Source organism: Vibrio splendidus (assembly GCF_003345295.1).
Lineage (GTDB): Bacteria > Pseudomonadota > Gammaproteobacteria > Enterobacterales > Vibrionaceae > Vibrio > Vibrio splendidus_K.
In genome coordinates this window covers 218,892-243,032 of record NZ_CP031056.1, presented here as the reverse complement: position 1 = coordinate 243,032, position 24,141 = coordinate 218,892, and the positions used below count along the sequence as shown (strand labels likewise).

Here is a 24,141-nt window from a genome sequence, read left to right as displayed (position 1 = left end):
CGGTTCTATTTTGTTTATCGGAGGCGATTCACAAAACAGAACCATCAGCCACTGCTGTTGCTCGTTATCTCTGATTCGAAAGCTTGTCGCCTGTTAAAAAACGAATGAGCGCACAAGCTTATTGCTCGTTAACAAGAGCGACCGCTTCACGAACCAATACTGCAATCTCATCCCATTGCTCGTTCTCGATCATCTTTGGCGACACCATCCAAGTACCACCACAGCACACCACGCGATCGACGGCTAGGTAGTCATTGACGTTGTGTTTACCGATACCGCCCGTTGGCATCAAAGACACATCAACGTATGGCGCTAACAGAGATTTCACCATGTTGATGCCGCCAGACGCTTCTGCAGGGAAGAACTTCAAGAAGTTAAGGCCAAGTTCCAGCGCTTGCTCTACTTGGCTTGGGTTGTTTACGCCCGGAACGATTGGCATGCCGATTTCTTGGCAACGTTTTACGGTATTTGGGTTCAGGCCCGGAGCTACGATGAATTCGCTGCCCGACTCTTTCGCAAGGTCGATCTGGGCTGGCGTTAATACTGTGCCGGCACCGATACACATCTCTGGGTACGCATCGCGCATCGCACGAATCGCATCTGCTGCCGCTTCAGTACGGAATGTTACTTCAGCAACTGGTAGGCCGTTTTCTACCAACACTTTTGCCAATGGAATCGCGTGTTCAACCTTGTTGATTTGGATAACAGGGATAACTTTAAATTGCTTAAGTTTGTTGATCATTTCTTGAGACATAATAATTCCGCTTTTTATTTTATTTTTTAATCAGTTGGCTCATAACGCTCACGGGGATGATTGCGCCAGAGTATTGAATAACGATGGAAGCCAGTTGATGGCCAAGTTCGGCTGCGTCGGTGGCGCTCTCGCCAGTAAGACGCGCAGCTAAATAACCCGCAGCGAATGAGTCGCCCGCAGCACAGGTATCAACCACGTTAGAAACACGAGTTGCTGAGACATAATTCTCAATAATGTTGCCCTGTTCAACTTGAACAATCTTGCATGGCTCGCAGCCACGTTTGATGACGATCTCTTGGCAACCCAAACGAAGGCAGCGTTGTTGAACGCTCTCTGAGTTCCCCCAGACAAGCAGATCGTCGTCTTCGGTAATCAAGGCGATGTCTACCAATGGCAGTAACTTGGCGTACCAATGTTGAGCTTGTTCAGTGCTCCAAAGTTGCGGGCGATAGTTATTATCAAAAATCACCTTGCCGCCTTGGTTTGAGAACACGCTAATGGCTTTGAATAGGCGTTCACGAGAGGCATCATCCAAGATCGCGATGCTGATACCGCTGATGTAGATCGCATCGACTTGTTTCTCTGTCAGGGCGATTTCAAGCTTGTTCAAGTCATTAGCACGGAAGTAAGACTTTACTGCCGCGTCGTTGCGCCAGTAATGAAAATGTCGCTCGCCTGTCTCGTCGGTTTCGACCATGTAGAGTCCAGGAAGCTTGTTCGCAATGCGTTCAACGAAATTGGTTTGAATACCCTCTAGCTGCCAGCTATCAATCATATTTTGAGACAGTTCATCGCAACCAAGACCTGTCGCGTAGTGCACAGAAAGGTTTTGATGTTGGGTTAAGCGAGAAAGGTAAAGCGCGGTATTGAGCGTGTCACCGCCGAATTTTTTGGTTAATGGAGAGCCGCTGATTTCGACCATGCACTCGCCAAAAAAAGCAATATTGAAGTTAGAAGATGCAGGCATAGCAGATCCTAAAATAGAGAGATAAATGGGGAAGAAGGCCCTACCGAGAAGTAGAGCCTGAGCTAGCTAAACCACTCCACAACTTGTTGTACTGAATCTGTTGTACTAACTAGCTGTGGAGCGTTTTAGATTAGCTTGTTTGATTTGCAGGACGTTGAGAAGACGCTTCTTCTTCAAGCACACCTGAGTCTGACAATTCCATTTCCATCAGAGCACGCTCGTCATCAAGAATTGCTTTCGCCATTTCTGGTGTTACTTGATTAGCCGGAGTACATAGACTTACCAGCACACCAGCCGTTAGAGCCACTAGACAAGAAGGAATCACAGGGTTGCCCCAGAAAGCCGTGTAGTCTGCATTTAGCATTACAACAAATGAAGCCACAGATGCACCCGCTAGCGTAGCAAGCGCACCCTGCCAGTTGTAACGCTTCCAGAATCGACCCAACATACCGCACACAAACATGCCCGACATTACGGTTGAAATCATTTTCGTGATGTAGCCAATGATGTCGTTTGACGTCAGTGCGAACAACAGTGCAAAACCAATCACCACAATCAGTGCCAAGCGAGAGTAGTTCACCATTGACTCTTTGTTTGGTACGCGACCAGTAAACATCACGTAAACATCACGAAGTAGGATAGACACACCAGCTATCGCATCTGAACTTGCGCTCGACATGGTTGCAGAAAGACCCGCGATAAGAACAATCATGCCAACACCAACCGGAAGAACCGTTGCTGCAACATAAGGGAACGAGTAGTTCGGATTATCCAATGATGGATCAATGGCATGTGCTGCCATACCAATGATTGCAGGGATGATTGAGAAGAAAAGGTACAACACACCCGATGCAACAAATGAGCGGCGAACGGTTGATACGTCTTTACCCGAGTAGATACGTTGACGGAATGAAGGCGTCGCTAGTACACCAACACCAATAACCACAGCCAGAGACACAGCAGGCAGAAGACCCAGTTTATCGATTGCTAAAAAGCTCGTAGCAGCAGGCTCCATGGCAGCGTAAAGGTTATCCATGCCGCCGATGTAATCGACTGACATGACAGCCATCAAGATGAAGCCAGCAAAAAGGATGATAGCTTGAATGGTATCGGTCCACACAACCGCAGTGTAACCACCGATCACCACATAAATAGTGAATGCCGCGGCAATAATGATTTTCGCTAGGTTAAGATCGATGTCCGCAATCCACGCTAAGTACATGCCGCCACCTAGAATGTGCGCGCCTAACCAACCAATTGAAGCGACAAAGATCAGTACACCTACAACGTTTTTCACGATGCGGTTAGCGCCAACATAGTAAGCCAGCTCTTCACTCATGGTCATGAAGTTCAATTTACGAACCGGAGCAAACCAAAGTGCAAGTAATAGGATGCCTATCGCACCACCAATACCGTACAGAGCACCTGCCCAGCCATTTGCGTAGCCGAAGCCAACCGCACCCATACTAGAACCCGTACCAACCATCGTCGCTACTGTTGTACCAAGTACTAAGAACATAGGTAGGCCACGGCCACCTAATAAGAAATCTTCGCCAGATTTTTGGTTACGCGAGACAAACCAGCCTAACCAAATTAAAAATAATACGTACACGCCGAAGCCTGTAAGAAAAAGTGTGCTGTTCATTTGACACCTCTCAGTGAAATATTGAGTTCATTCCTGAACTTTATTTATGATTCATTCATTTTATATTTCATATAATTACTTTATTGATTTTATCTTTTTTAATTAAAGTAATTTTTATAAATGTAGGGTGAGAGTATTAAAGGATAATAACAGGGATAACTAACCCCTAATACTCTCTAAGTAGGTAATTGTGATTAGGTTATTACTATCCGCGATCGGCGCGGTAGCAAGTCACATCTACTTCAACCTTCACGTCTACAACTAAGTCGCAAACCATGCAGATACGAGCCGGTGGATTAGCACCGAAGAACTCTTTGAATACCTTATTAAAAGATTGGAAATAACGAGAATCCGTTAGCACAACCTTTACGTGCATTACGTCTTCTAGGCCGTAGCCCGCTTCAGTCATGATATCGACACAGTTTTGGATCGCTAGGCGAGACTGGTCAACAATACCACCCTCAACCACTTCACCATCTGTCATCGGTGTCTGGCCAGAAACGTATAGGAAACCACCTGCTTCAGTTGCACGTGCAAATGGTAAATGTTGTCCGCCTGTACCTGTACCGCCTTCAACACCGTAACGTTTAATAGTCATTTTTTAACTCCACTTATTTATAGATAATATTGGCTTTATAGATAACATTGTCTTTATAAATAAAACAGTTTCTATTCCAATATATTTAAATTAATTCGCCGTTTTTATAATCACCTGAATTTAATAAATAATTTAAATTCTAGTTTCGGTAAATAAAAACGCCTGAACGATTATTTCTTACTTTTCCTTGCTGGTAAGTTAACTCACCATTTACAAATACACTTTCTATTCCTTCAGCAACTGAAATAGGATTTTCAAATGTTGCTGTGTCTTTAATATTCTTTGGATCAAATAAAACTAAATCGGCAAAGGCACCACAGCGAACTTCGCCTCGGCCCGCTAAGTTGTAACGCTGAGCCGACATTCCGGTCATCTTGTGAATCGCTTCTGGCAACGAGAACAGTTTTTCATCTCGGCAGTAGTGACCTAGCACTTTCGGGAAGGTGCCCCACAATCTTGGGTGTGGATGCGGGTCATTAGGTAAACCGTCTGAGCCGACCATGGTTAACTTGTATTTCAAAACGCGCTTTACGTCGTTCTCATCCATACAGTGATAAACTGCACCTGCTGGTTGAAGCGCTTTTGCTGCGTCCATCAACGGTAGGTTCATCTCATCAGCAATCTGCTTAAGCGTTTTTCCTGCATGTTCTGGCTTTGCTTTAGACCAAGTGATGAAGATGTCGAAATCGTCTGTCACCTGTTTCAAATCTAATGTCGAAGAGCTCGCTGAGTATGGGTAGCAGTCACAAGACACATCTTGGTGCTCAGAAACCTTGTCCATCAAATCAAGAACTTCAACGGTTCTGCCCCAGTTGCCCGCACCTGCACATTTAAGGTGAGAGATAACAACGGGCACTTTCGCGTATTGTCCTGTCTCAAACGCCTCTTCCATCGCGCTTAAGATCTCTTCAAATTCGGTACGCATATGCGTGGTATAGATGCCGCCGTGACTAGAAAGCACTTTCGCCAACTGCATCACTTCATTGGCATTCGCTTGTTTCGCGCTTGCGTAAGCCAAACCCGAACTCAAACCTAATGCGCCTTGCTCCATCGCCAAATCAAGGTTGGTTTGCATCGCTGCGATTTCATCTTCGCTTGCAGTGCGTTGCAGGTCGTCCATCACTTGGTTACGCAATGTCGTATGGCCGACTAATGCTGCTACGTTGACTGCGGGTTGAGCTTGCTCTACTGCTTGTGCATACGCTGAAAAAGTTGGGTATTTGAAATCAGCCTGCGCGCCCAAAAGATTCATTGGGTCAGGTGGATCGCCCGCCAAAACCGTTGGCGATGCGCTGATGCCACAGTTACCAACAATCACGGTTGTGACACCTTGGCTAATCTTAGGTAAACAATCTGGGTAACGAATTACGTTGGTATCGTCGTGTGTGTGTACATCGATGAACCCAGGAGCCAATGCTAAGCCTGCTCCCTCAACCAACTGGCTACAATCTTCATGATCGATTTTGCCAATTTCGGTGATTTTTCCATCAAGGATTGCTACATCGGCACAAAACGATTGTTCGCCGGTGCCGTCAAACACCTCTACATTTTTGATTATCGTATCGAACAACATTTTTCACTCTCTCAATCCACTGTGTTGATGGAGCTATATTAAAAATCCAGCCGATTATTTTCAGTGACAAAACACACATAATATTTTAATTTGTGTGATAGTTTCTACCACAAAACAGATTGTGGATATATTTAAACACTAAATAACAACAACTTAAATCATGTTAGGAATTAGCAATGAAACATAACTCGGCACAAAAAGATGTTATAAAGTATCAAAGTGATAGTTTTATCTTGACTGAAAAAGGCCAAAAAGGGAGAGCAATATCACAATCTGAGAACGGTATTTATCGACTGGTTGATGAAGATGTTTCACTTCCGGTTGCAGTTATCAAACAATCAGCATTAACCAATAACCTAGATTGGATGCAATCTTTCGCTGATCATCACCAGGTTAAATTGTCTCCACATGGCAAAACCTCCATGACTCCTGCTTTTTTCCGCCAACAACTAGAAAACGGCGCTTGGGGTATTACAGTCGCGACGCCTGCTCAGGCCGAAATTGCGGCTATGGCGGGTGCAAAACGCATCATCATGGCTAACCAATTGGTGGGCAAAACCAACATGGCGATCATCGAACAACTTATTCACGAGTTTGATGTCGATTTCTATTGTTGTGTGGATTCCTCAGTAAACGTGCAGCAACTTAACCAATATTTCGCCAATACAAAGCAGACGCTAAAAGTACTGATCGAGTTTGGAGTACCGGGTGGTCGTTGTGGGTGTCGTTCACCACAAGAAGTTCTAGAACTGGCTCAAACCATCCATGACATACCTGCCCTTTCGCTGGCAGGTATTGAGGTGTACGAGGGTGTGATTCACGGTGACAATGCAGAACAAGACATTCGTACCTTCTTAAATCAGGTGCTCACTTCGGTCGAAAGCCTTGCATCAGATGGCCTAATTGCAGGACAACCTATCATCACTGGCGCAGGTTCTGCTTGGTATGATGTGGTAGCAGAATGCTTGGCGAACCTAACTGATTACTTGGCTATTATCCGCCCGGGCTGTTATGCCATTCACGACACAGGTATTTACCTAGACGCACAAAGCAAGGTGTTGCAACGCGCCCAAGTAAACCAAGGCTACGCGTGCGAATTGGGTGGTGACTTAGAATCGGCACTTGAGGTATGGGCGTATGTGATCTCTCGTCCAGAGCCGACCAAGTTAGTGGTTGGGCTAGGCAAGCGTGATGTGGCTTTTGATGCGGGTTTACCGATTGCCGAGCGCGCCTATCGCAACAGTGAAGCTATATCAGTGAAAGGCTTAACCTCTACTGCCGTGATGGATCAACATACCTTTGTTGAAACCGATGGTTCTTCTGAAATTGAAGTGGGCGACATGATTGCTTTCTCGACCTCACACCCGTGTTTAACCTTCGACAAATGGCGCTACATTGCCATCAGCGATGACGAACATCAGGTGACCAAATGGGTAGAAACCTGCTTCTAGTTCGATTTTTCAATAAGCTAGAATCAGCGAAGCAATAAGATATACTAACGGGGCTAAGGCTTAGTTTTAAGAGCTAGGTTCTTAAAAACTAAGTGATACGATTAGCCCCATCAACAAAGGATCAGGATTCTTGAGTTTAGAAGTAGATATCATTTCACAGATAACAGAGCGTTTTCCTGTTCTTCGTGATGCAGAAAAGAAAGTCGCCAAGTTGATCATGGACGACATTGATTTTGCTGCCAATGCCAGCATTACAGAACTTGCTGAGGGTGCTCAAGTCAGTGAAGCCACCATCACACGTTTTGCTAAAGCGATCGGCTGTAACAACGTACGTGATATGAAGATTAAGTTGGCTCAGACACTAACCGTTGGCCAGCGCTTTATCCTCGAGCCTGTTGACCAAACGGGCTATCAAGGTATCTACGAATCGATCAAGCAGAGCCTAGACATCAACCGCACTCTGTTCAAAGAGCAAGATGTTGAAACTGCAGTGAGCTGGCTGCATAACGCCAGACAGATCATTGCTATTGGTATGGGTGGTGGTTCAACTATTGCTTCTCAAGAGCTGCAACATCGACTGTTTCGTTTAGGCTACCCAGTGGTGTCGTACAACGATGGCTTAATGTCACGTATGGTTGCTGCCACGGCCGATGCAAATGACGTGATGGTGATGATTTCCGCGACCGGTTTTACACCAGTGATCACTGAAACGGCAGAGCTGGCCAAGCAGTATGGACTTAAGATCATCGCGATTACCCCACAAGACACACCGCTGGCAAAGATTGCGGATATCTTGTTGCCAATCAAGCATATGGAAACCGACTTCATCTACAAACCATCGGCTTCTCGTTACGCTATGTTGGCGTTAGTGGATGTGCTTTCGATGGGCATGGCAGTCAATCATAAAAACCGTTCGCGCGACAAGCTGCGTCGCTTGAAGGTTGCACTCGATTCCTACCGAGGTGGTGGCGACCGACAGCCTCTCGGTGATTAGCGAATCAAGGACAAGATGGGCTTAAATTCTGGTGCTCGACAATCTTTCACTAGCTCGTATAAGCTCATTTCCAATCCTGTAATTTGGACACCAGCATCTCGTAACCGGCTAATAGCCAGATTCTTGTTAAGCAGCGTTCGCGAGCTAACACAGTCGCCAACAACCTGAACCTTGTACCCAAGTTCCAACAACCCCATTGCGGTTTGATAAACACAAATATGAGCCTCAATACCACACACTAACCAAGTCTCTACATCCTTGGCTTGAACCGCCTCAACAAACTTGGGCTCATCACACGCGTTGAAAGTGAATTTAGGTATCGGCTTTGCATCATTCAACAAGTCATTAAGTTCGTCGACTGTAGCACCTAGCTTCTCTGGATTCTGTTCCAAACGAATAATTGGCAGACCCAAAACCTGCGCTCCTTGAGCTAACTTTCCGCAATTAGCAATCAGCGTATCGCTCTCATCAACAAGGCGTGCGAGCTTGCCTTGTACGTCCACAACCACCAAACCTGTGTTTGCTCTGTTTAACATCCAACTCTCCTTGTTATCACTAGAATCAACTCTCAGACTTAAGCATATAAATACTACAATATGATGTTAATCATATTGGTTGATCCTTATTTTTCAATAGGTTAGATAAATGCAATTCTACCCAGACCATAAAAAACATCGTTTTATTTATCAAATTTAACTATTTGTCAATATATGAATTTTATTTATAAACGATATAACCAACAAAAACTCCGTTAATGCTTGAAAACTCTAGGAGTACATACAATCGCACTATCAATGAAAAGATAAGTTTCATTTGTGAGGGTTTTATAAATCAAAAATCAGCGATACCGTGATTTGCATCACAGGATGAATTAACAAGGTATCATCATGAAAAAATCAGCATTAGCACTCGGATTAATCGGTTTAGTTTCACTTCCAACTTTTGCAGCAGGCACAGATGGCGGTGCGTATGTAGGTGGCGGACTTAGTGTTTATCAAGGTTCGGATACAGATGGCGCGCCAAGCTTAGATTCTAGCGGCATGGGCTATAACCTATACGGCGGTTACCAATTCAACCGTATCGTTGGCGTGGAACTTGGCTATAACGATTATGCAGACTACAAAAACAGCACAGACAAACTTTCACCAACGTCTATTTCTGTATCAGCAAATCTCGGTTATACGTTCGATAATACTATTCGCCCATTTGTGTTAGCAGGTTTAAGCTCAGTCGACCTTCACGCAAATAGCGCAGCAAATTATGATGACGATAGCGGTACTGGCTTCCACTTCGGTGTCGGTGTTGAATACACACCTATCGAACACCTAACATTGCGCCTAATTTCTCAAGCAGATGCAGTAAGTGTAGAAGACAACTATTCTTTAGGAAGTAACGGTTCACTCAAAAGCGATGACCATACATTAGCATTCAACAGTGTTAGCTTCGGTGGTTCATACGACTTCTAATGTAATTGAACCACATAGAATAAGCTGAATATACTCATTCACTTTGCTGTACCACCTTGTCTTAAAGGTAAATCAGTAAAGTGAATTTTTTTATCTATGTAACGATTCAACTTACAAAGCCATACAGTAATACATACAAGACTACGGAATAATGATCATCAACGGTCGCAAGGTCGCAAGGTCGCAAGGTCGCAAAACAAAAATAATTGATACTGGCATGACATTAAAGAGTGAGTAAGAAAAATGAACAAGATAACGAAATCAGCATTAGCACTGGGTTTAATCAGCGCAGTTTCTCTTCCAGCTTTAGCAGCAGGCACTGACGGCGGTGCGTACATTGGTGGCGGACTTAGTGTTTACCAAGATTCTGATACAGATGGTCACGGTAGTTTAGATTCAGATGGCATGGGCTATAACCTATACGGCGGTTACCAATTCAACCGCATCGTTGGTGTTGAGCTTGGCTACACTGATTACGCAAACTACAAAAATAGCGCTGAAAAGATGTCGCCAACGTCTATTTCTGTATCAGCAAACCTTGGTTACACATTCGACAACACAATCCGCCCATTCGTATTGGCTGGTTTAAGCTCTGTTGACCTGAACGCAAGTAAGAGTGCTGGTTACGATGACGATAGCGGTACTGGTTTCCACTTTGGCGTCGGCGTGGAATACACACCAATCGAACACCTAACGCTGCGCTTGATTTCCCAAGCAGATGCCGTAAGCGTAGACGACACAATCCAAATTGGTAACTCTAAAATATCAACCAGCGACCACACACTAGCCTTCAACAGCATTAGCTTCGGTGGTTCATACAACTTCTAATGTGATTGAACCACATAGAATAAGCTGAACATACTAATTCACTTTGCTGTTCCACCTTGTCATGAAGGTCACTCAGTAAAGTGAATTTTTTGTTTCTACACGCCCTACCGCGTCATTTCACTTTAACCAGTTTATCGCTCGTCACGCCTAATTGAGATTTATGCGTTGATATTAGAGCTTTCTTGGTAGCGAGACTAAAATAAAGGAATAAGAGACGCAGGAACTCAACTACGATGAATCTACCACGCTTAAATATGTCGATAAACAAACTCCCTTTCGTGCTGGCTGTGTATTACCTACTTGTCATTAACCTGCCTATTTCGCGCGAGCTATTCAACATTCTGAGCGCCTCAAAAGCGGAGAGTATTGGGTTCATAATCTCAATTCCCTTTTTCTTTCTCGCTGCATTCAACTTTATCTTTCAAGTTTTTAACTGGCCGATATTCGCCAAAGCCTTTTTCATCTTATTACTGCTTACTTCCTCCTTGGTCAGCTATAGCATGTTCAGCTATGGCATTTTTGTTGACTATGGAATGATAGAAAACGTTTTTGAAACCAACAGCGGAGAAGCAGCAAGTTATCTAAGTCTGTATTCGATTTTATGGTTTGTTCTAATGGGTGGTCTCCCATCACTTATGCTTTTATTCACAAACCTTAAGAGGGAATCTTGGAAAGATTTTGCTATTTGGAAAAGTATCGGTCTGTTAAGTTCATTGATCGTAATCGCGATTATTGCAGGGTTATTTTACAAAGATTATGTCTCGATTGGTCGTAACAACTCTCACCTTAAAAAGATGATCATTCCGACCGAATACGTCGCTTCAACTGCAAAGTACATTAACAATACTTACATCAAAAAACCGATTCCTTACCAAGAGATCGGCTTAGACGCGCAGCTAAAACCGGAAGCTAAACAAGCAACTAAACCAACGCTATTGGTCTTTGTTCTTGGAGAAACAGCGCGTGTGTATAACTACCAATATTATGGCTATGAGAAAGAAACCAATGCTCATACCAAGCCTTACAACCCGATATTTTTCTCTGATGTTCAGTCGTGTGGAACTGCCACTGCGGTTTCTGTGCCGTGTATGTTTTCTAACATGAATCGCAGCAACTACGACCGAGACAGGGCTTATAACCAAGATAACGTAGTCGACATTATGAATCGCGCGGGGATTCACTCTATCTGGCGAGAGCACGATGGTGGAGACAAGGCGGTCGCACATCGAATCAAAGAGATGACTCTCGTCGCCAAAGACAGCGACCCGATGTGTAATAAAGATGTGTGCTATGACACAGCCATGCTAGAGAACTTCGAACAAGATACTCAAGATCTTAAACAAGATAGCATCATTTTCTATCATATCTCAGGCTCTCACGGCCCAACTTACTTTGAGCGATACCCAGAAGATCATAAGAAGTTTGTGCCAGACTGCCCACGTTCTGATATCGAAAACTGCACCAAAGAGCAAGTAGTCAACACCTACGACAACACCATCTTGTACACGGATTTCTTTCTCTCACAGGCTATTCAAAAGCTAGAGAAGCTCACAGATAAGTACAATGTCGCGCTGATGTACATTTCCGATCACGGAGAATCATTGGGAGAAAATGGCGTCTACTTACACGGCATGCCTTATTCATTGGCACCGAAAGAGCAAACCCATGTGCCTATGATAATGTGGATGTCTGATGGTTTCGCCGAGCAGAAAGGGATAAACCAGACCTGCTTAAGAAAGGCAGGCAAAGAACAGAGCTTCTCCCAAGACAACCTGTTCGACTCTTTACTCGGCCTAATGGATGTACAAACCAAAGAATACCGAGAGAACCAAGATATTTTTGCTGCGTGTCGGTAGTGCTTTTTTCTTGAACTTAAGTGCGAACTTGAACTTGAATAAGTAACGGGTAAGCTCCTCTTGCCTTAACCAATTAATTCATCACCTCTAAAAAGAAAAGGCCTCGGTCTTTTCTTTTTTTTCGTCGCTAACATGGATCCAGAGTGTTAATTTATAACGACGAAACAATGAGCTACATTTAACAGGGACAATAATGGAAGAGTCCGTCGTGCTCCAAAGACCAACCTGTCTTATTAGACTTTATCTCACTCACATCGCTCATTGAACTTACCACGATTAAGCTCAGTTCAATACGGCACCTGAATGGCGCCGCAATATCAATGTTTACGTCATATCATTAAGGACAAATGAATGGACGCTTTCATAATTTCAAGCTGGCAATTTTCTGAGGGTGTGGCACATGAACACACCACCAGCCCAGCCTCATTCGAGCAATCAACTTGGTACCACTGCCAAAGAGATGCTGAAGGGTTGAGAGAATGGCTCCACAGTAATACGGTTCCAAATGCCATCATCGATTCATTACTCACAGACGACACTCGTCCTCGATTTGAGCAGTTTGGTCACGACTGCTTTTTGATGATCTTGCGAGGCATTAACCTAAACGAAGGTGCGAACCCTGACGATATGTTGAGCTTACGCATCTTATGGTACAAAGGCACCTTAGTCTCGACACGTAAAGTTCCTTCGAAAGCGGTCAGTAATCTAATATCCGATCTAAAACAAAACCAAGGTCCAACATCATTACCTGATGTCTTACTGGGAATGATCCGTGGAATTAACCATTACATATCAAGCTTCTTGACTCCCGTCGAACAACTGATTGATGAGCTAGAGTCTGAATCTCATATCGATATTAAGTCCATCAATGCTCTGCATTCAAGGCTACTTCGACTAAGGCGCTATTTGAAGCCACAGAAATACGTTTTTGAGGATTTAATGAGTGAACTGCCAGCTCCATTGAGTAAGCACAACAGTCATATAAAGAACAGCCTTGATACCATACTCAGGATTAACGAGTCGGTTGAGTTTTATATCGATCAAATTAATGTATTTTTGGCCAGTCTAAGTCAGCAGCAAGCTGAGAAAATGAATAGAAATACGTACCTATTTTCTATTATTGCGGGTATTTTCCTCCCTGCTGGGTTTTTCACCGGTTTACTCGGGGTCAATATTGCTGGTATCCCAGGAACAGACAACCCCATGGCGTTCCCACTATTTTGTGTTGGACTGCTCGCGGTCGTGGCGATTGAAGTCATTATTTTGAAAAAATTGAGGTTTATTTAATGGTTGAGTTTTTGCAATCCAATATGTGGCTTAAACAAGTGGGTTTAGGTTTACTGCTTATCGTTGTGTATTGGGTGATAAAACGCTTGGGGAAGAACTGGATAGAAACATTAGCGGAAAATAAGCGGGTCGAGTTGAAGCGGAAGCAGTTCGTGATTAAGTGTTTCAATATCGTTCTATTTCTACTCTTCATCGCTGTGTTTACGATTGTTCTTAACTTGGGCTTTGGTGATATTTCGCTGTTCTTGTCATCCATATTCGCGGTGTTGGGTGTCGCTTTATTCGCGCAATGGTCGATTCTAAGTAACCTCACAGCCAGCGTACTAATATTTTTCGTATTCCCTTATCGCATTGGTGACAGAGTAAGAGTCGCGGAGAAAGACGAAGACATCAGCGGTGTGATCATCGATATCACCATGTTCCACGTTATTCTTCGACACAGTTCGGGCAACATCATCACCTACCCTAATAACCTGATCCTACAAAAAGGCGTGATAAAGGTATTAGTTGATCCTGAGTTAAAGAGTGAAACTGTCGATACAAAACTCATCAAAGCTGAAGACTCAGGAAAATAATGCGCCCTATTCAACGTCCCAATCAATAAGTTCAGCAGAGGGCAAAATATCTTGCCCTCTTTCAATTAACATCAGCTCTTCTGTTAACACCCACATACCTTTCAAAACTGTCGTTTTTATTCAATACCGGCCTCAAACAGTCGCCTACAATTGCTGTCATTGATACGTGGCTCAGCTAATCAATTATCTCATCATCAATTGACGTACCTGAGAACAAGATGACGACCACGCACTCTATCGAATCAAGACAACAGGAATTCAAGCGATGTTAGACATCAAAAAAATCTCCGCACTGAGTGACTTAAGCGAACTTAAAACGGCTTACTTTGCTGAATCAACAGCGCCACTCGATGGCATGTGGCACTTTGGCTTTGTGCCAATGTCTGACCATTTTGGTTTTTACGAAAACGGTAATCTTGTCGGTTATTGCGTATTGAATGGCGAAGGCTACTTACTTCAGTTCTATCTAGCACCAACAGCCAGCACTCATATTGAAAACTTGTTCCCCTTAATCGTAGAGAACAACAACTCTGTGATTGGTAAGGTGAAAGGCGCATTCGTGAGCACCGCTGAACCACAATATTTATCACTGTGTGTCGACAACACAGAGTCATTTAAAGTGAACGCGATGATGTACCGCCAAAAATCTCAAGCCAGATCTGATTGTGATTCAGACCGCATTGAAGAGATAGAGATGAGCCTCGCGACAGAAGAACAACTGGAGCAGTTCGTTGAGTTTGCTTCATTAGCGATTGGCGCACCAAAAGAGTGGCTCACCGATTACTACGGTAATTTGATTGCCCGTCAAGAGCTATGGGGCTACTGGGAAAATAACAATGTTCTCGCTACTGGAGAGTGCCGTAAGTTCGATGAGCATCAAACACAGTTTGCCGACCTAGGTATGATTGTCGCACAAGAAGAACGCGGTAAAGGCTTAGCAACGCGTGTTATTCACTTTCTAAAGCAACACGCTAATAGCCAAGGATTAGAAGCTATGTGCTCTACGGAAAGCAGTAATATTGGCGCACAAAAGGCCATCACACGCGCGGGGTTATCATCAAAGCATCGCATCTTGCAGTTTGATTTTAGCGAGTTAAAGAAATAGCTTAGCCTTGATATTGGCTAAATATCAGAACTAAGCTGAAGGTTCAGTTCTGATAATCGATGCTCTTAAAAACTGTCACCTCCAACGATATCCACATATAGTTGTGAGTGATAATCATCTGAAATAGAAGGTCTAATGATCAATTGGCTACAGCCCCCTAAATCGTCTGTTGTTGCTCAGTACATTGATTGTTACTGGCTGATTGAAAAGACACCCAACGCTCAAACTCACAAGTTTCCGATACTCAACCCCGATCCATCAGCACACCTGATCTTATCGCCAAGCGAGCAGGTTTATCACTACACAATAGAGCAACAGGTCGATCAAGGCGTTGGCTGTCATCTACTGTTGCCACACCATAAAGCCATTGAACTGGATCACTCAAAGCCGTTTATTCATTTGGGCATCAAGTTCCATGTGGGCGCACTGTACTCTCTGGTTATCCCAGATTGCCCTCATCCTAGCCTAGACCGCGTTAACTCTATCAACCTTTCAGGTTTGCTTAGCAGCTCAAATGCCGATGCTATGTCATTGATTAAGCTTGCTAAAATCGATGTTGAAGCCTGTTGTCAGCAGTTAGATGATTTGCTGCTGCCTTGGCTATCGACAGGTAAATCCGATAGACACAGTCAACTCACGCACAAGGTATTAGGAGTGCTTGGCACAACACCAATTGCAGAGCTCGGCGACACACTGTTCTGCTCGCAACGCACTTTAGAAAGAAGCTTCAACAAGGTAACAGGACTGACACTAAAACAGTGCCAATCGATGAACAAACTCGAATCAATGTTGGAATACTTGTATAAGCGAAATCTTGATGACATTGATTGGATAGACGTCGCCTATCAGTTTGGGTTTAGCGACCAGCCACACCTGATTCGCTACCTTAAGAAAACCATCGGCCTAACACCCAATAATTACGCTAAACAAGGCGGCTTAACCATTGATGTGTATGGTGGAGTGAGATCGGACTAACCCACTCTTTGTCCATTAAGCACTCTTTGTCTATAACGCGCATTCTTTCTATAACGAACGCTCTATCTATAACAAACTTCCTATCTATAACAAACGTCCTGTCTATAATGCACATCTCTGTCTTTTGTGTCCCATTAGTAGCAAGTTTTATTGAGTTTAGATTTGCGACTAAATATACTGGGGACACTATCAGACGGAGGACAAAAATGAATAATAAAAACAAACATATAGTTTTAATTCATGGTCTGTATATGCCTGCGTTGATCATGCAGTATCTGGATAGAAATTTTAAAAAACGTGGCTTTAAAACGCACAAATTTGCCTACAACTCGCTGCGTTTTCCTTCTGCAGCCAAACGCCTCAATCGCTTCGTGAATGCTCGCTTTGATGAGTACGATGAGGTCTACTTTTTTGGTCACTCACTGGGTGGCTTGCTGATTCGCCACTACTTTAAGTTCTACCAACCCGACTTTGCAGACACCTGTATTATTACCGCAGGTACTCCGCACAATGGGGCAACCATCGCCAAAACGCTTTCGAATCATGGTCTTGGGTTTATATTTGGTTCGAGCAAAATGATCTTAAGTGATGGCTTGGGTGACTACGATATTGATGTGCCGATTGGCGTGATTACAGGCACTTACGACGCCGGAGTTGGACGTATTGTACTGGGAAGAAATCCGGGGGATGGCACGGTAACACTCGAAGACGCAAACCTGAGAGGGGCAACGGATACTTACGCTCTCAAACTCAACCACACGGCGCTTGTATACTCTAAGGAAGTCGTGGCACTGTCGGCTCAGTTCATCGAACACAGAGCTTTTAAGGACGCTTCATAGCTTTTATCTGTTAGCTTTTTTCCGCTGGCGCGCTAGCTCTTGTACCAAAATCTGGTTTTGTTATTTCTGTTTTCTTACTTCTGGTAGACCGATACAAAGATAGATAAAAACAAAAATACCACTCTACGATGAGAGTGGTATTCAAAGATTCATTGCTAAAATGAGTGCTTGTTATACCTTCTATACTTGTTACAGACGATTCACTCGCGTTGGTAAAAATACCTCACCCAACATGCATCGCACCGAACCACCACCGATGTCTTCAATCGTTTTCACGTTAAATGGCAGTAGCTTTCCGTGTGTCGAAAGCTGAGCTAATTGAGCTGGAGAAAATGCATCGTAAGCCGACTGAGACATCGCGATTACCTTATCGCCATTCACGGTTTCCAATTGCAGAATGTTGCCGCAGAATCGGTTCATCTGATCGATCGAGATCGAGATAACTTGCTTGTCTTTGGCAAGAGATTTCACCACAAAACGGCGTTCAAACTCAGGGATCACTTCATCACAGATCACGCAAAAGTTATCACCAATCGCCATCATCACATTGGTGTGATAAATCGGCTGACCAGACGGTAATACCGTTTGGAACGAAACCACGCGAGAATAACCAATACGCTTCGCATAATCTTCTAATACTTCACGGTCGCAACGCTGAGAAAGCGCCGCATAGATCGTCTTATTGATGTGATCGATAACCATCACACCGGTGCTCTCTAGATAAGAACCTTGAGCAACGTACGACTCCATAGACTCACTGTGGTTAACAATGCGACCAGACGCTTCCAACACTTCAATAAGAGCAGTAGGCTTAACTTCATGCTGACGGTTTTCACAGGCCATAGGGAAAGTGAATAAACTTCCATCACTACAAGTACTGAACCAGTTGTTTGGGAACACTGCGTCAGGGGTTTCGACACCCAATTCTGGGTAATCAAACTCTACAACTTGCACACCTTCTTTACGCAACGAAGCCACCATAGCCTTAAATTCAGCCATCGTTTCCAGCTTCACCTCAGCTTCAGTCAGATTGACTCTGTGCTGAAACTCGTTATCACGTGCTGTTTCTTCGTTAAATCGAAACTCTTTTGGCGGCACCATAACAACGCAATTGGCGTTTTGAACATTAGTAATATGAAGTGATTTTTTGTGTAGGTTTAACATTTCAACCGTCCCTATCTTTTATTTACCTCAGAATTGTAAACAACTTGTTACGACAAGATTCACTGAAAATAATAATGATTTGAATATTTATCCCAAACAATCACTGCAGATCTTAGATTAATCGGTAATTTTTACTGCGAGATAACAGCACATCAGAAAGAACCAACTGTATGCATATTCGTTAAGTCGCTTTATGGATAAATATTCCGATTTCATTTTCTCGCTTACCACGAGTTTTGGTTACAATTCAATCCATTTAACGTTAGGATTATCATCGTTGCATAACCATCAATTACGTTTGAAATAAGCTTAACTTTTCCTGTCTAATTCAATCTAAAATAAGCGTCATGAAAGACACTCTTTGGATCTTTCCTTCGTCGCTTAAACAAAGCATTTAAGGTTAAAACTAAGTAATTAACCTTAAAACCAAGTGATTAAAGCCAAGTAATTAAAGCTAAGCGCTTAAACCAAGTACTTAGATAAGAGCTTGAACAACACCCATCGAATGACTCAATGCTTATAAGAACCCATGGGCGCTTATATAATTTCAAACTAAGACGGTAAAATTTCAAATCAAGACTATAAAAACAAAGCTGCACCAACGATGCAGTCGCTTATAGATGCACTAGTTTATAAAGGGAAATCTATGTACAAGAAATTTGAAGGCTTTACTGAAGCCTTTCCAAAGGGAGAGCCGATACGACCTCCTACTGGAATACTGGCATTCTGCCGCCATTACACTCGAGGTTTCGAAAAACCGTTGATCTTGCTCGGGTTGATGAGCATGACCATCGCGATCATCGAAGTCGCGCTGTTCGGCTACATGGGACAACTGGTTGACTGGCTATCAACAAGCAACCCCGAAACCTTCCTTGCTGATAATAAATCAACACTGATGGGGCTCGGCGTTCTACTGTTGGTCGTGATGCCAATCTTGATCAGTGCCTACTCACTATTGCTTCATCAAACTTTACTCGGCAACTACCCAATGTCGATTCGTTGGTTAGCCCACCGCTACCTTTTGAAGCAAAGCTTGTCGTTCTATCAAGATGACTTTGCCGGACGTGTCGCCACCAAGGTGATGCAAACCTCGCTCGCAGTACGTGAAACCGTGACCAAAATGGTCGATGTGTTCGTGTACGTCACCGTATATTTTACTGCAATGTTGTTCATGCTCGCAGAATCAGACTGGCGCTTAATGGCTCCGATGTTGGTGTGGCTGTTCATTTACGTCGGTATCCAACTGCACTTTGTACCCAAACTTAAAGACGTTTCTTCAGAGCAAGCTGACGCGCGATCGCTAATGACAGGTCGTATTGTTGATAGCTACACCAATATCGCAACCGTAAAGCTGTTCTCGCATAGCAAAAGAGAAACTGAATACGCCGAAGAAGGCATGGAAGGTTTTTTGGATACTGTACATCGCCAAATGCGCTTAGTGACCGGCTTCAACATCTGCGTTGAATTCGCTAACTACTTATTAGTGTTCAGCATTGCCGGTATTTCTATTTACCTATGGTTAGATAACGCGATCACCGTGGGTGCGATTGCGATTGCCGTCAGTTTGGCTTTGCGTATTAACGGTATGTCAAAATGGATCATGTGGGAAATTGGTGGCTTGTTTGAAAACCTAGGTACAGTGATTGATGGCATTAAAACGCTATCTAAGCCTATCGCTATTGAAGACAAAAAAGACGCTAAGCCTTTGGATGTGCCACAGGGTGGCATCAACTTCGATAACGTGAGCTTTAACTACGGCGAGAATAAGGGTGTGATTAATAACCTAAACCTCAACATCAAACCGGGTGAAAAAGTCGGCTTGGTTGGCCGTTCAGGAGCGGGAAAATCGACTTTAGTTAACTTGCTACTGCGTTTCCATGATGTAGAAAGTGGCCGCATCTTGATTGATGACCAAGAGATCTCTTCGGTCACACAAGACTCGTTGCGTAGCAACATTGGCATGGTGACTCAAGATACCTCACTGCTGCACCGTTCGATCAAAGAAAACATTCTTTACGGCCGTCCTGAGGCATCAGATGAAGATGTGTATGCAGCGACTAAACAAGCGCACGCACATGAGTTCATCGAAACGCTCACTGACCCGTTCGGTAATATTGGCTACGATGCTCAAGTTGGTGAACGAGGCGTTAAGCTTTCGGGTGGTCAGCGCCAACGTGTTGCTATCTCTCGTGTGCTTCTAAAGAACGCACCGCTGTTAGTTTTAGATGAAGCAACATCAGCACTCGATTCAGAAGTAGAAGCCGCAATTCAAGAGAGCTTGATTGAGCTCATGGAAGGCAAGACCGTGATTGCAATTGCACACCGTTTATCGACGATTGCAGCAATGGATCGCTTAATCGTACTCGATCAAGGCAATATCGTTGAAGAAGGCACTCACCAAGAGCTGATTACACAAAATGGCATCTATGCTCAATTGTGGAATCACCAGACCGGAGGCTTCATTGCCGATAATCTTGACCAAGCGTCGAGTGCTTAATTTGTGTGCTACTTTAAAAGTGCGGCGTAATTCACACCAATTTGTTAACTAATGGTAAATTACACGTGGCAGAATGTTATGTCGTAATTATATAATGACATTAACACCAAAGACGCCTCGCTTGCGCGTTCTGGAATAAGGCTAGACTTCGGGGGGAGGCTAGCCTTTTTTATACCTGTTATTCTTCGCTCCTTTCTCATCTATTTTCGTCTGCCCCATAAACTTCATCGATCCTTTTGTTTTTTTCTTGGCGTTTTTTTCTTAAAATGCGCGCAGTATTCTTTCTAGAGATCAACCATGAACAAAAGTGTCTTAACTAACGTAATCGCGTTAGCACTGCTTGCTGGCGGCTATGCGACAGCAAACCAATACTTGCTTTATGCAGGCCTATTCGCCTTTTCTGGTGCAATCACCAACTGGCTTGCGATTCACATGTTGTTCGAAAAAGTACCCGGCTTATACGGTTCTGGCGTTATTCCAGCTCGTTTTGAAGAGTTCAAGGCGGCTATTAAACAACTGATGATGGAACAATTCTTTACCGAAGGTAATATCGACCGCTTCCTAAGCAGCGAGATGAGCGGTAAGTCGCTCAACCTAGAACCCGTGATTAAGAAGATCGACTTTAACCCTGCATTCGATTCACTGGTTCACGTTATCGAGAACTCACAATTTGGTGGCATGCTAGCGATGGTTGGCGGAACTGAAGCACTACAGCCAATGAAAGCGCCATTCGTGGAAAAGATGCAAGAGTCTGTGATTGAAATCAGCAAGAGTGATTCTGTAAAAAATGCCATCAAGGATGAACTTGAATCGCCTGCAATGATGGATGAAATCAAAGAGAATATTGAAGCGATCATCGATCAGCGCTTGAATGAACTGACACCAAAGCTGGTTAAAGAGATGGTTCAAGCCATGATCAAGAAACACCTTGGCTGGTTGGTCGTTTGGGGCGGAGTATTCGGTGGTGTGATTGGCTTAATTTCTGCGGCAATTACGCTATAAGCAGTTTATCTGTTCTCACTTTATTTGCTCTAACTTTATTTGCTCTAACTTAATCTGATGCCCTCATCTGACGCTCAACAAAAAATGGAAGCTTATCGGCTTCCATTTTTTATATCTAAATAACCTTGGTAAGGCGAAAGCAGGCCACTATTTTAGGGTGGCCAACAACTCAGGGTTAACACCAAAGCCTTTCTTATGCTCTTCAATCACTACTTCGCTGCGAGTCTGAATCACGCCCGGCAGTGTACCCAGCTTGGTTGCCATAAACGCTTGGTATGCCTTCATGTCTTTCACTCGAACCTTGATCATGGTGTCAAAATCACCCGACAGCGAATAACACTCTTCCACTTCAGGCATCATTTCAACCGCTTGGGCGAATTTATCGAAAATCGAGAAGCTGGTCTGGTCGAGACGAATATGGATAAAGACTTGGACATCGAGTCCCAGCTTTTCTGAACAGAGCTCGGCATGATAGCCCGTTATGTAGCCTTCTTTCTCCAATCGCTTCAATCTATCAGAACAAGGGGACGTCGTTAGGTTGACCTGCTTTGCCAACTCAACAACAGGCAAACGCCCTTTCATATGCAGAATTCTTAGTATCTCTTTATCGATACGATCGAGTTGATGCTGAGACATAACATTCCTTAAACATTCTAAATTCCGCTCAGTATATTCCATACCACGAACAATCGAAGAAAACCTCGCTCACACATTTAAAAAACTAAATACGCCATTAGTATTCACATCAAATATAAATCAATATGAAACGATAAGACCCCTTATAAATCAATCTTTGACTATTAACAAATTATTATAGAAATGACCCGAATAACAAATAAGTTGAGCCAGAAACGAAAGAAAGGATATAGGCCAAAGTGAATAATGGGATTATCAAAGAGAAAGGATAACTCTATTATGAAGACACAAGAACTCGCGTACAAACCATACGGTATTGGCTCATGGACACACGTAACAGTATCAAAAGATGTTGCTGAAGCACTCGCAAGTGAATACTCGAACTATGGATGGGAAGTGAAGATTGATGGCAACGCCATTGACGCCGAACTAGCACTCAAAGCCGCATAGAAACGCAAAAACCTCCTAAAACGGAGGTTTTTTGATCTAAGTTAGTGAGCGCTTACTTTAAGTTAAGCTAAACCAACTTGGGGTACAGTACTTCCTGTTTCGCAACGGCAGTTACACGTTCGACAGAAGTGCTGAGTTTCCATATCGTAGTACAGATTTCCACTAAATAGCTTTGACGTCCATTGCATCATACGGCCAGAGGTTGTCTCGGGCTCAGATTCACAACGTTTCATTATAGACTTATGTAGTGTTGTTTTTTTACATCCTTTGCAATAGAGATCAGGCATACCTTTGTCCTATAGGTCTTTAGTGGTTACTGACAATTGACACATCATGTCGAATTTGGTTTCACTATTCACCGAGCTAATTACAAAAGTGAGCGCCAAGTTCAAAAAATAGCCATTTTTCTCTTTCGTTTTTTGACATCAAACGCCATCAAGATCCTTCTTCTTCCATTTATCCTCCCTCGTTCATGCGGTTTCGATTTACATTGTAAAACCCCATAACGACAGTACTTCCCCCGTCTTAGTCATCAAATTGATCGATAAAAAAACGGCACTTCCTCTGCGAAAGTACCGCTTAAGCAAACCATGTTTGGTTGAATTTAGCTCACATTTTAAAAGCCAAATTTACCATTGTCATTTTTCCACTCTGAACGAGCAGGAATGGTTTCGATGGTATCCCAGTGCTCTACGATTTTTCCGTTATCAACACGGAATAGATCATAAAAAGCAACGTGATTATTCATGAACTGGCCTTCACTGATCGACAACACAAAGTTACCTTGGCCTAAAATCTTATGGTTGGCGGTATAAACCATTGGCATACCCGCTTCTGCTAGCGCACCCAAAGCTTCACCCAAACCGCTTAGACCATCGGCTACTCCTGGGTTGTGCTGTAAGTAAGCACTGTCTTCATTATCGATATAGTTATTAATCTTCGCCATATCACCGCCGATCAGGATGTCTTTAACGAAACCACTGACCAACTGCTGATTTTTGTCCGTTTGATCGAGATCTACGACTTTAGTCGTGCCATCTAATTGAGTTCGTCCACTGGCGTTTGGCTTGGCAATTTCTTGCAAGTTGTCCCAATGCTCAACTATCTGTCCATCTTCAAAGCGGAACACATCAAAGCCGACTTTCGGACCAAAGAAGTTATATTCGGTATGAATGACAACATAGTCGCCATCTTGAAATGAGCGCGTCACTTGTGCTTTCGCAGAGCCTTCAGGCAGCATTTGTAGCACTTCACCAAAGCCCGCTAAGCCATCGCCAACAGCTAGGTTATGTTGAATGTACTTTTCAGGGTTAATGTAGCTCACCGCTTTTGCGTCGCCCGTTTCAATGCTCGAAATAACCGCTACCGCTTTTTCTTGAATAGACAGCTCTTGGGCAGTCGCAATGGTTACGAAAGTAGAAGCGCTAAATACGCTTGCCGCTAGTAATGTAGATTTAATTATTGTTTTCATTTTTAAAG

General features: G+C 43.6%; 22 protein-coding genes. 13 read left to right on the top strand and 9 right to left on the bottom strand.

The features are described 5' to 3' along the window. Positions 1-118 precede the first annotated feature (118 nt). From DUN60_RS17030 to DUN60_RS17010, 5 genes are all read right to left on the bottom strand, one after another. On the bottom strand, positions 119-754 hold the full coding sequence (locus DUN60_RS17030) for a bifunctional 4-hydroxy-2-oxoglutarate aldolase/2-dehydro-3-deoxy-phosphogluconate aldolase (RefSeq protein ID WP_017084927.1): 636 nt from the start codon (positions 752-754) through the stop codon (positions 119-121). 19 nt (positions 755-773) lie between these two features. Further along, positions 774-1,721 carry a sugar kinase gene (locus tag DUN60_RS17025; RefSeq protein ID WP_114634458.1) on the bottom strand — a complete coding sequence of 316 codons (948 nt, stop codon included), beginning with the start codon at positions 1,719-1,721 and terminating at the stop codon, positions 774-776. Positions 1,722-1,851: 130 nt separating this feature from the next. Then, entirely contained in the window at positions 1,852-3,366 is a 1,515-nt protein-coding gene (locus tag DUN60_RS17020; RefSeq protein WP_114634457.1) for a sodium:solute symporter family protein, read from the bottom strand. A 205-nt stretch (positions 3,367-3,571) separates the two neighbouring features. After that, a complete protein-coding gene (locus DUN60_RS17015) occupies positions 3,572-3,964 on the bottom strand; it encodes a RidA family protein (protein ID WP_004732497.1) in 393 nt (130 codons plus the stop codon). A gap of 139 nt (positions 3,965-4,103) precedes the next feature. Further along, positions 4,104-5,537 (bottom strand): N-acyl-D-amino-acid deacylase family protein, encoded by a 1,434-nt coding sequence (locus tag DUN60_RS17010; RefSeq protein WP_114634456.1) that lies wholly within the window; start codon positions 5,535-5,537, stop codon positions 4,104-4,106. A 176-nt stretch (positions 5,538-5,713) separates the two neighbouring features. Between DUN60_RS17010 and DUN60_RS17005 the strand changes: the two genes are divergently transcribed. Together DUN60_RS17005 and DUN60_RS17000 are read left to right on the top strand one after the other, a co-directional pair. Next, on the top strand, positions 5,714-6,988 hold the full coding sequence (locus tag DUN60_RS17005; RefSeq protein ID WP_114634455.1) for an amino acid deaminase: 1,275 nt from the start codon (positions 5,714-5,716) through the stop codon (positions 6,986-6,988). Between the two features lie 130 nt (positions 6,989-7,118). Next, positions 7,119-7,982 carry a MurR/RpiR family transcriptional regulator gene (locus DUN60_RS17000; protein ID WP_065206557.1) on the top strand — a complete coding sequence of 288 codons (864 nt, stop codon included), beginning with the start codon at positions 7,119-7,121 and terminating at the stop codon, positions 7,980-7,982. Here the strand turns inward: DUN60_RS17000 and DUN60_RS16995 are convergent. Then, on the bottom strand, positions 7,979-8,518 hold the full coding sequence (locus DUN60_RS16995) for a hydrolase (RefSeq protein ID WP_065206556.1): 540 nt from the start codon (positions 8,516-8,518) through the stop codon (positions 7,979-7,981). The two genes, DUN60_RS17000 and DUN60_RS16995, sit on opposite strands and share 4 nt — an antisense overlap. 351 nt (positions 8,519-8,869) lie before the next feature. Between DUN60_RS16995 and DUN60_RS16990 the strand changes: the two genes are divergently transcribed. From DUN60_RS16990 to DUN60_RS16955, 8 genes are all read left to right on the top strand, one after another. Next, positions 8,870-9,448, top strand: a complete 579-nt coding sequence (locus DUN60_RS16990; RefSeq protein WP_065206555.1) for a porin family protein — start codon at positions 8,870-8,872, stop codon at positions 9,446-9,448. A 243-nt stretch (positions 9,449-9,691) separates the two neighbouring features. Continuing rightward, positions 9,692-10,276 (top strand): porin family protein, encoded by a 585-nt coding sequence (locus tag DUN60_RS16985; RefSeq protein WP_065206554.1) that lies wholly within the window; start codon positions 9,692-9,694, stop codon positions 10,274-10,276. Between the two features lie 233 nt (positions 10,277-10,509). After that, positions 10,510-12,132, top strand: coding sequence for a phosphoethanolamine transferase (locus tag DUN60_RS16980; RefSeq protein WP_065206553.1), 1,623 nt, complete (start codon positions 10,510-10,512; stop codon positions 12,130-12,132). 351 nt (positions 12,133-12,483) lie between these two features. After that, positions 12,484-13,419 (top strand): CorA family divalent cation transporter, encoded by a 936-nt coding sequence (locus DUN60_RS16975; RefSeq protein ID WP_114634454.1) that lies wholly within the window; start codon positions 12,484-12,486, stop codon positions 13,417-13,419. Then, the gene (locus DUN60_RS16970; RefSeq protein WP_102551883.1) at positions 13,419-13,994 is read left to right on the top strand and encodes a mechanosensitive ion channel family protein; all 576 of its coding nucleotides are present in this window, start codon (positions 13,419-13,421) and stop codon (positions 13,992-13,994) included. The genes DUN60_RS16975 and DUN60_RS16970 overlap by 1 nt, the downstream gene beginning before the upstream one ends. Positions 13,995-14,259: 265 nt before the next feature. Beyond that, positions 14,260-15,099, top strand: a complete 840-nt coding sequence (locus DUN60_RS16965; RefSeq protein WP_114634453.1) for a GNAT family N-acetyltransferase — start codon at positions 14,260-14,262, stop codon at positions 15,097-15,099. Positions 15,100-15,234: 135 nt separating this feature from the next. Beyond that, complete coding sequence (locus DUN60_RS16960) at positions 15,235-16,074, top strand: helix-turn-helix domain-containing protein (RefSeq protein WP_114634452.1); 840 nt, start codon at positions 15,235-15,237, stop codon at positions 16,072-16,074. Positions 16,075-16,280: 206 nt separating this feature from the next. Continuing rightward, the gene (locus DUN60_RS16955) at positions 16,281-16,913 is read left to right on the top strand and encodes an esterase/lipase family protein (RefSeq protein WP_114634451.1); all 633 of its coding nucleotides are present in this window, start codon (positions 16,281-16,283) and stop codon (positions 16,911-16,913) included. A gap of 189 nt (positions 16,914-17,102) precedes the next feature. On the opposite strand, the gene DUN60_RS16950 is transcribed toward DUN60_RS16955, so the two are convergent. Continuing rightward, positions 17,103-18,077: an arginine deiminase-related protein gene (locus DUN60_RS16950; protein ID WP_114634450.1), complete on the bottom strand. Its 975-nt coding sequence runs from the start codon at positions 18,075-18,077 to the stop codon at positions 17,103-17,105. 646 nt (positions 18,078-18,723) lie between these two features. Here DUN60_RS16950 and DUN60_RS16945 point away from each other — a divergent pair. Both DUN60_RS16945 and DUN60_RS16940 read left to right on the top strand, forming a co-directional pair. Next, positions 18,724-20,574, top strand: coding sequence for an ABC transporter ATP-binding protein (locus DUN60_RS16945; protein ID WP_114634449.1), 1,851 nt, complete (start codon positions 18,724-18,726; stop codon positions 20,572-20,574). A gap of 297 nt (positions 20,575-20,871) precedes the next feature. Further along, positions 20,872-21,576, top strand: coding sequence for a DUF445 domain-containing protein (locus DUN60_RS16940; RefSeq protein WP_017078426.1), 705 nt, complete (start codon positions 20,872-20,874; stop codon positions 21,574-21,576). 147 nt (positions 21,577-21,723) lie between these two features. On the opposite strand, the gene DUN60_RS16935 is transcribed toward DUN60_RS16940, so the two are convergent. Further along, complete coding sequence (locus tag DUN60_RS16935) at positions 21,724-22,212, bottom strand: Lrp/AsnC family transcriptional regulator (RefSeq protein ID WP_004732526.1); 489 nt, start codon at positions 22,210-22,212, stop codon at positions 21,724-21,726. A gap of 279 nt (positions 22,213-22,491) precedes the next feature. Here DUN60_RS16935 and DUN60_RS24585 point away from each other — a divergent pair, with 279 nt between their 5' ends. Then, positions 22,492-22,662 carry a hypothetical protein gene (locus tag DUN60_RS24585; protein WP_162838715.1) on the top strand — a complete coding sequence of 57 codons (171 nt, stop codon included), beginning with the start codon at positions 22,492-22,494 and terminating at the stop codon, positions 22,660-22,662. 616 nt (positions 22,663-23,278) lie between these two features. Here DUN60_RS24585 and DUN60_RS16925 read toward each other — a convergent pair. Then, entirely contained in the window at positions 23,279-24,133 is an 855-nt protein-coding gene (locus DUN60_RS16925; RefSeq protein WP_114634448.1) for a nuclear transport factor 2 family protein, read from the bottom strand. Positions 24,134-24,141: the final 8 nt, after the last annotated feature.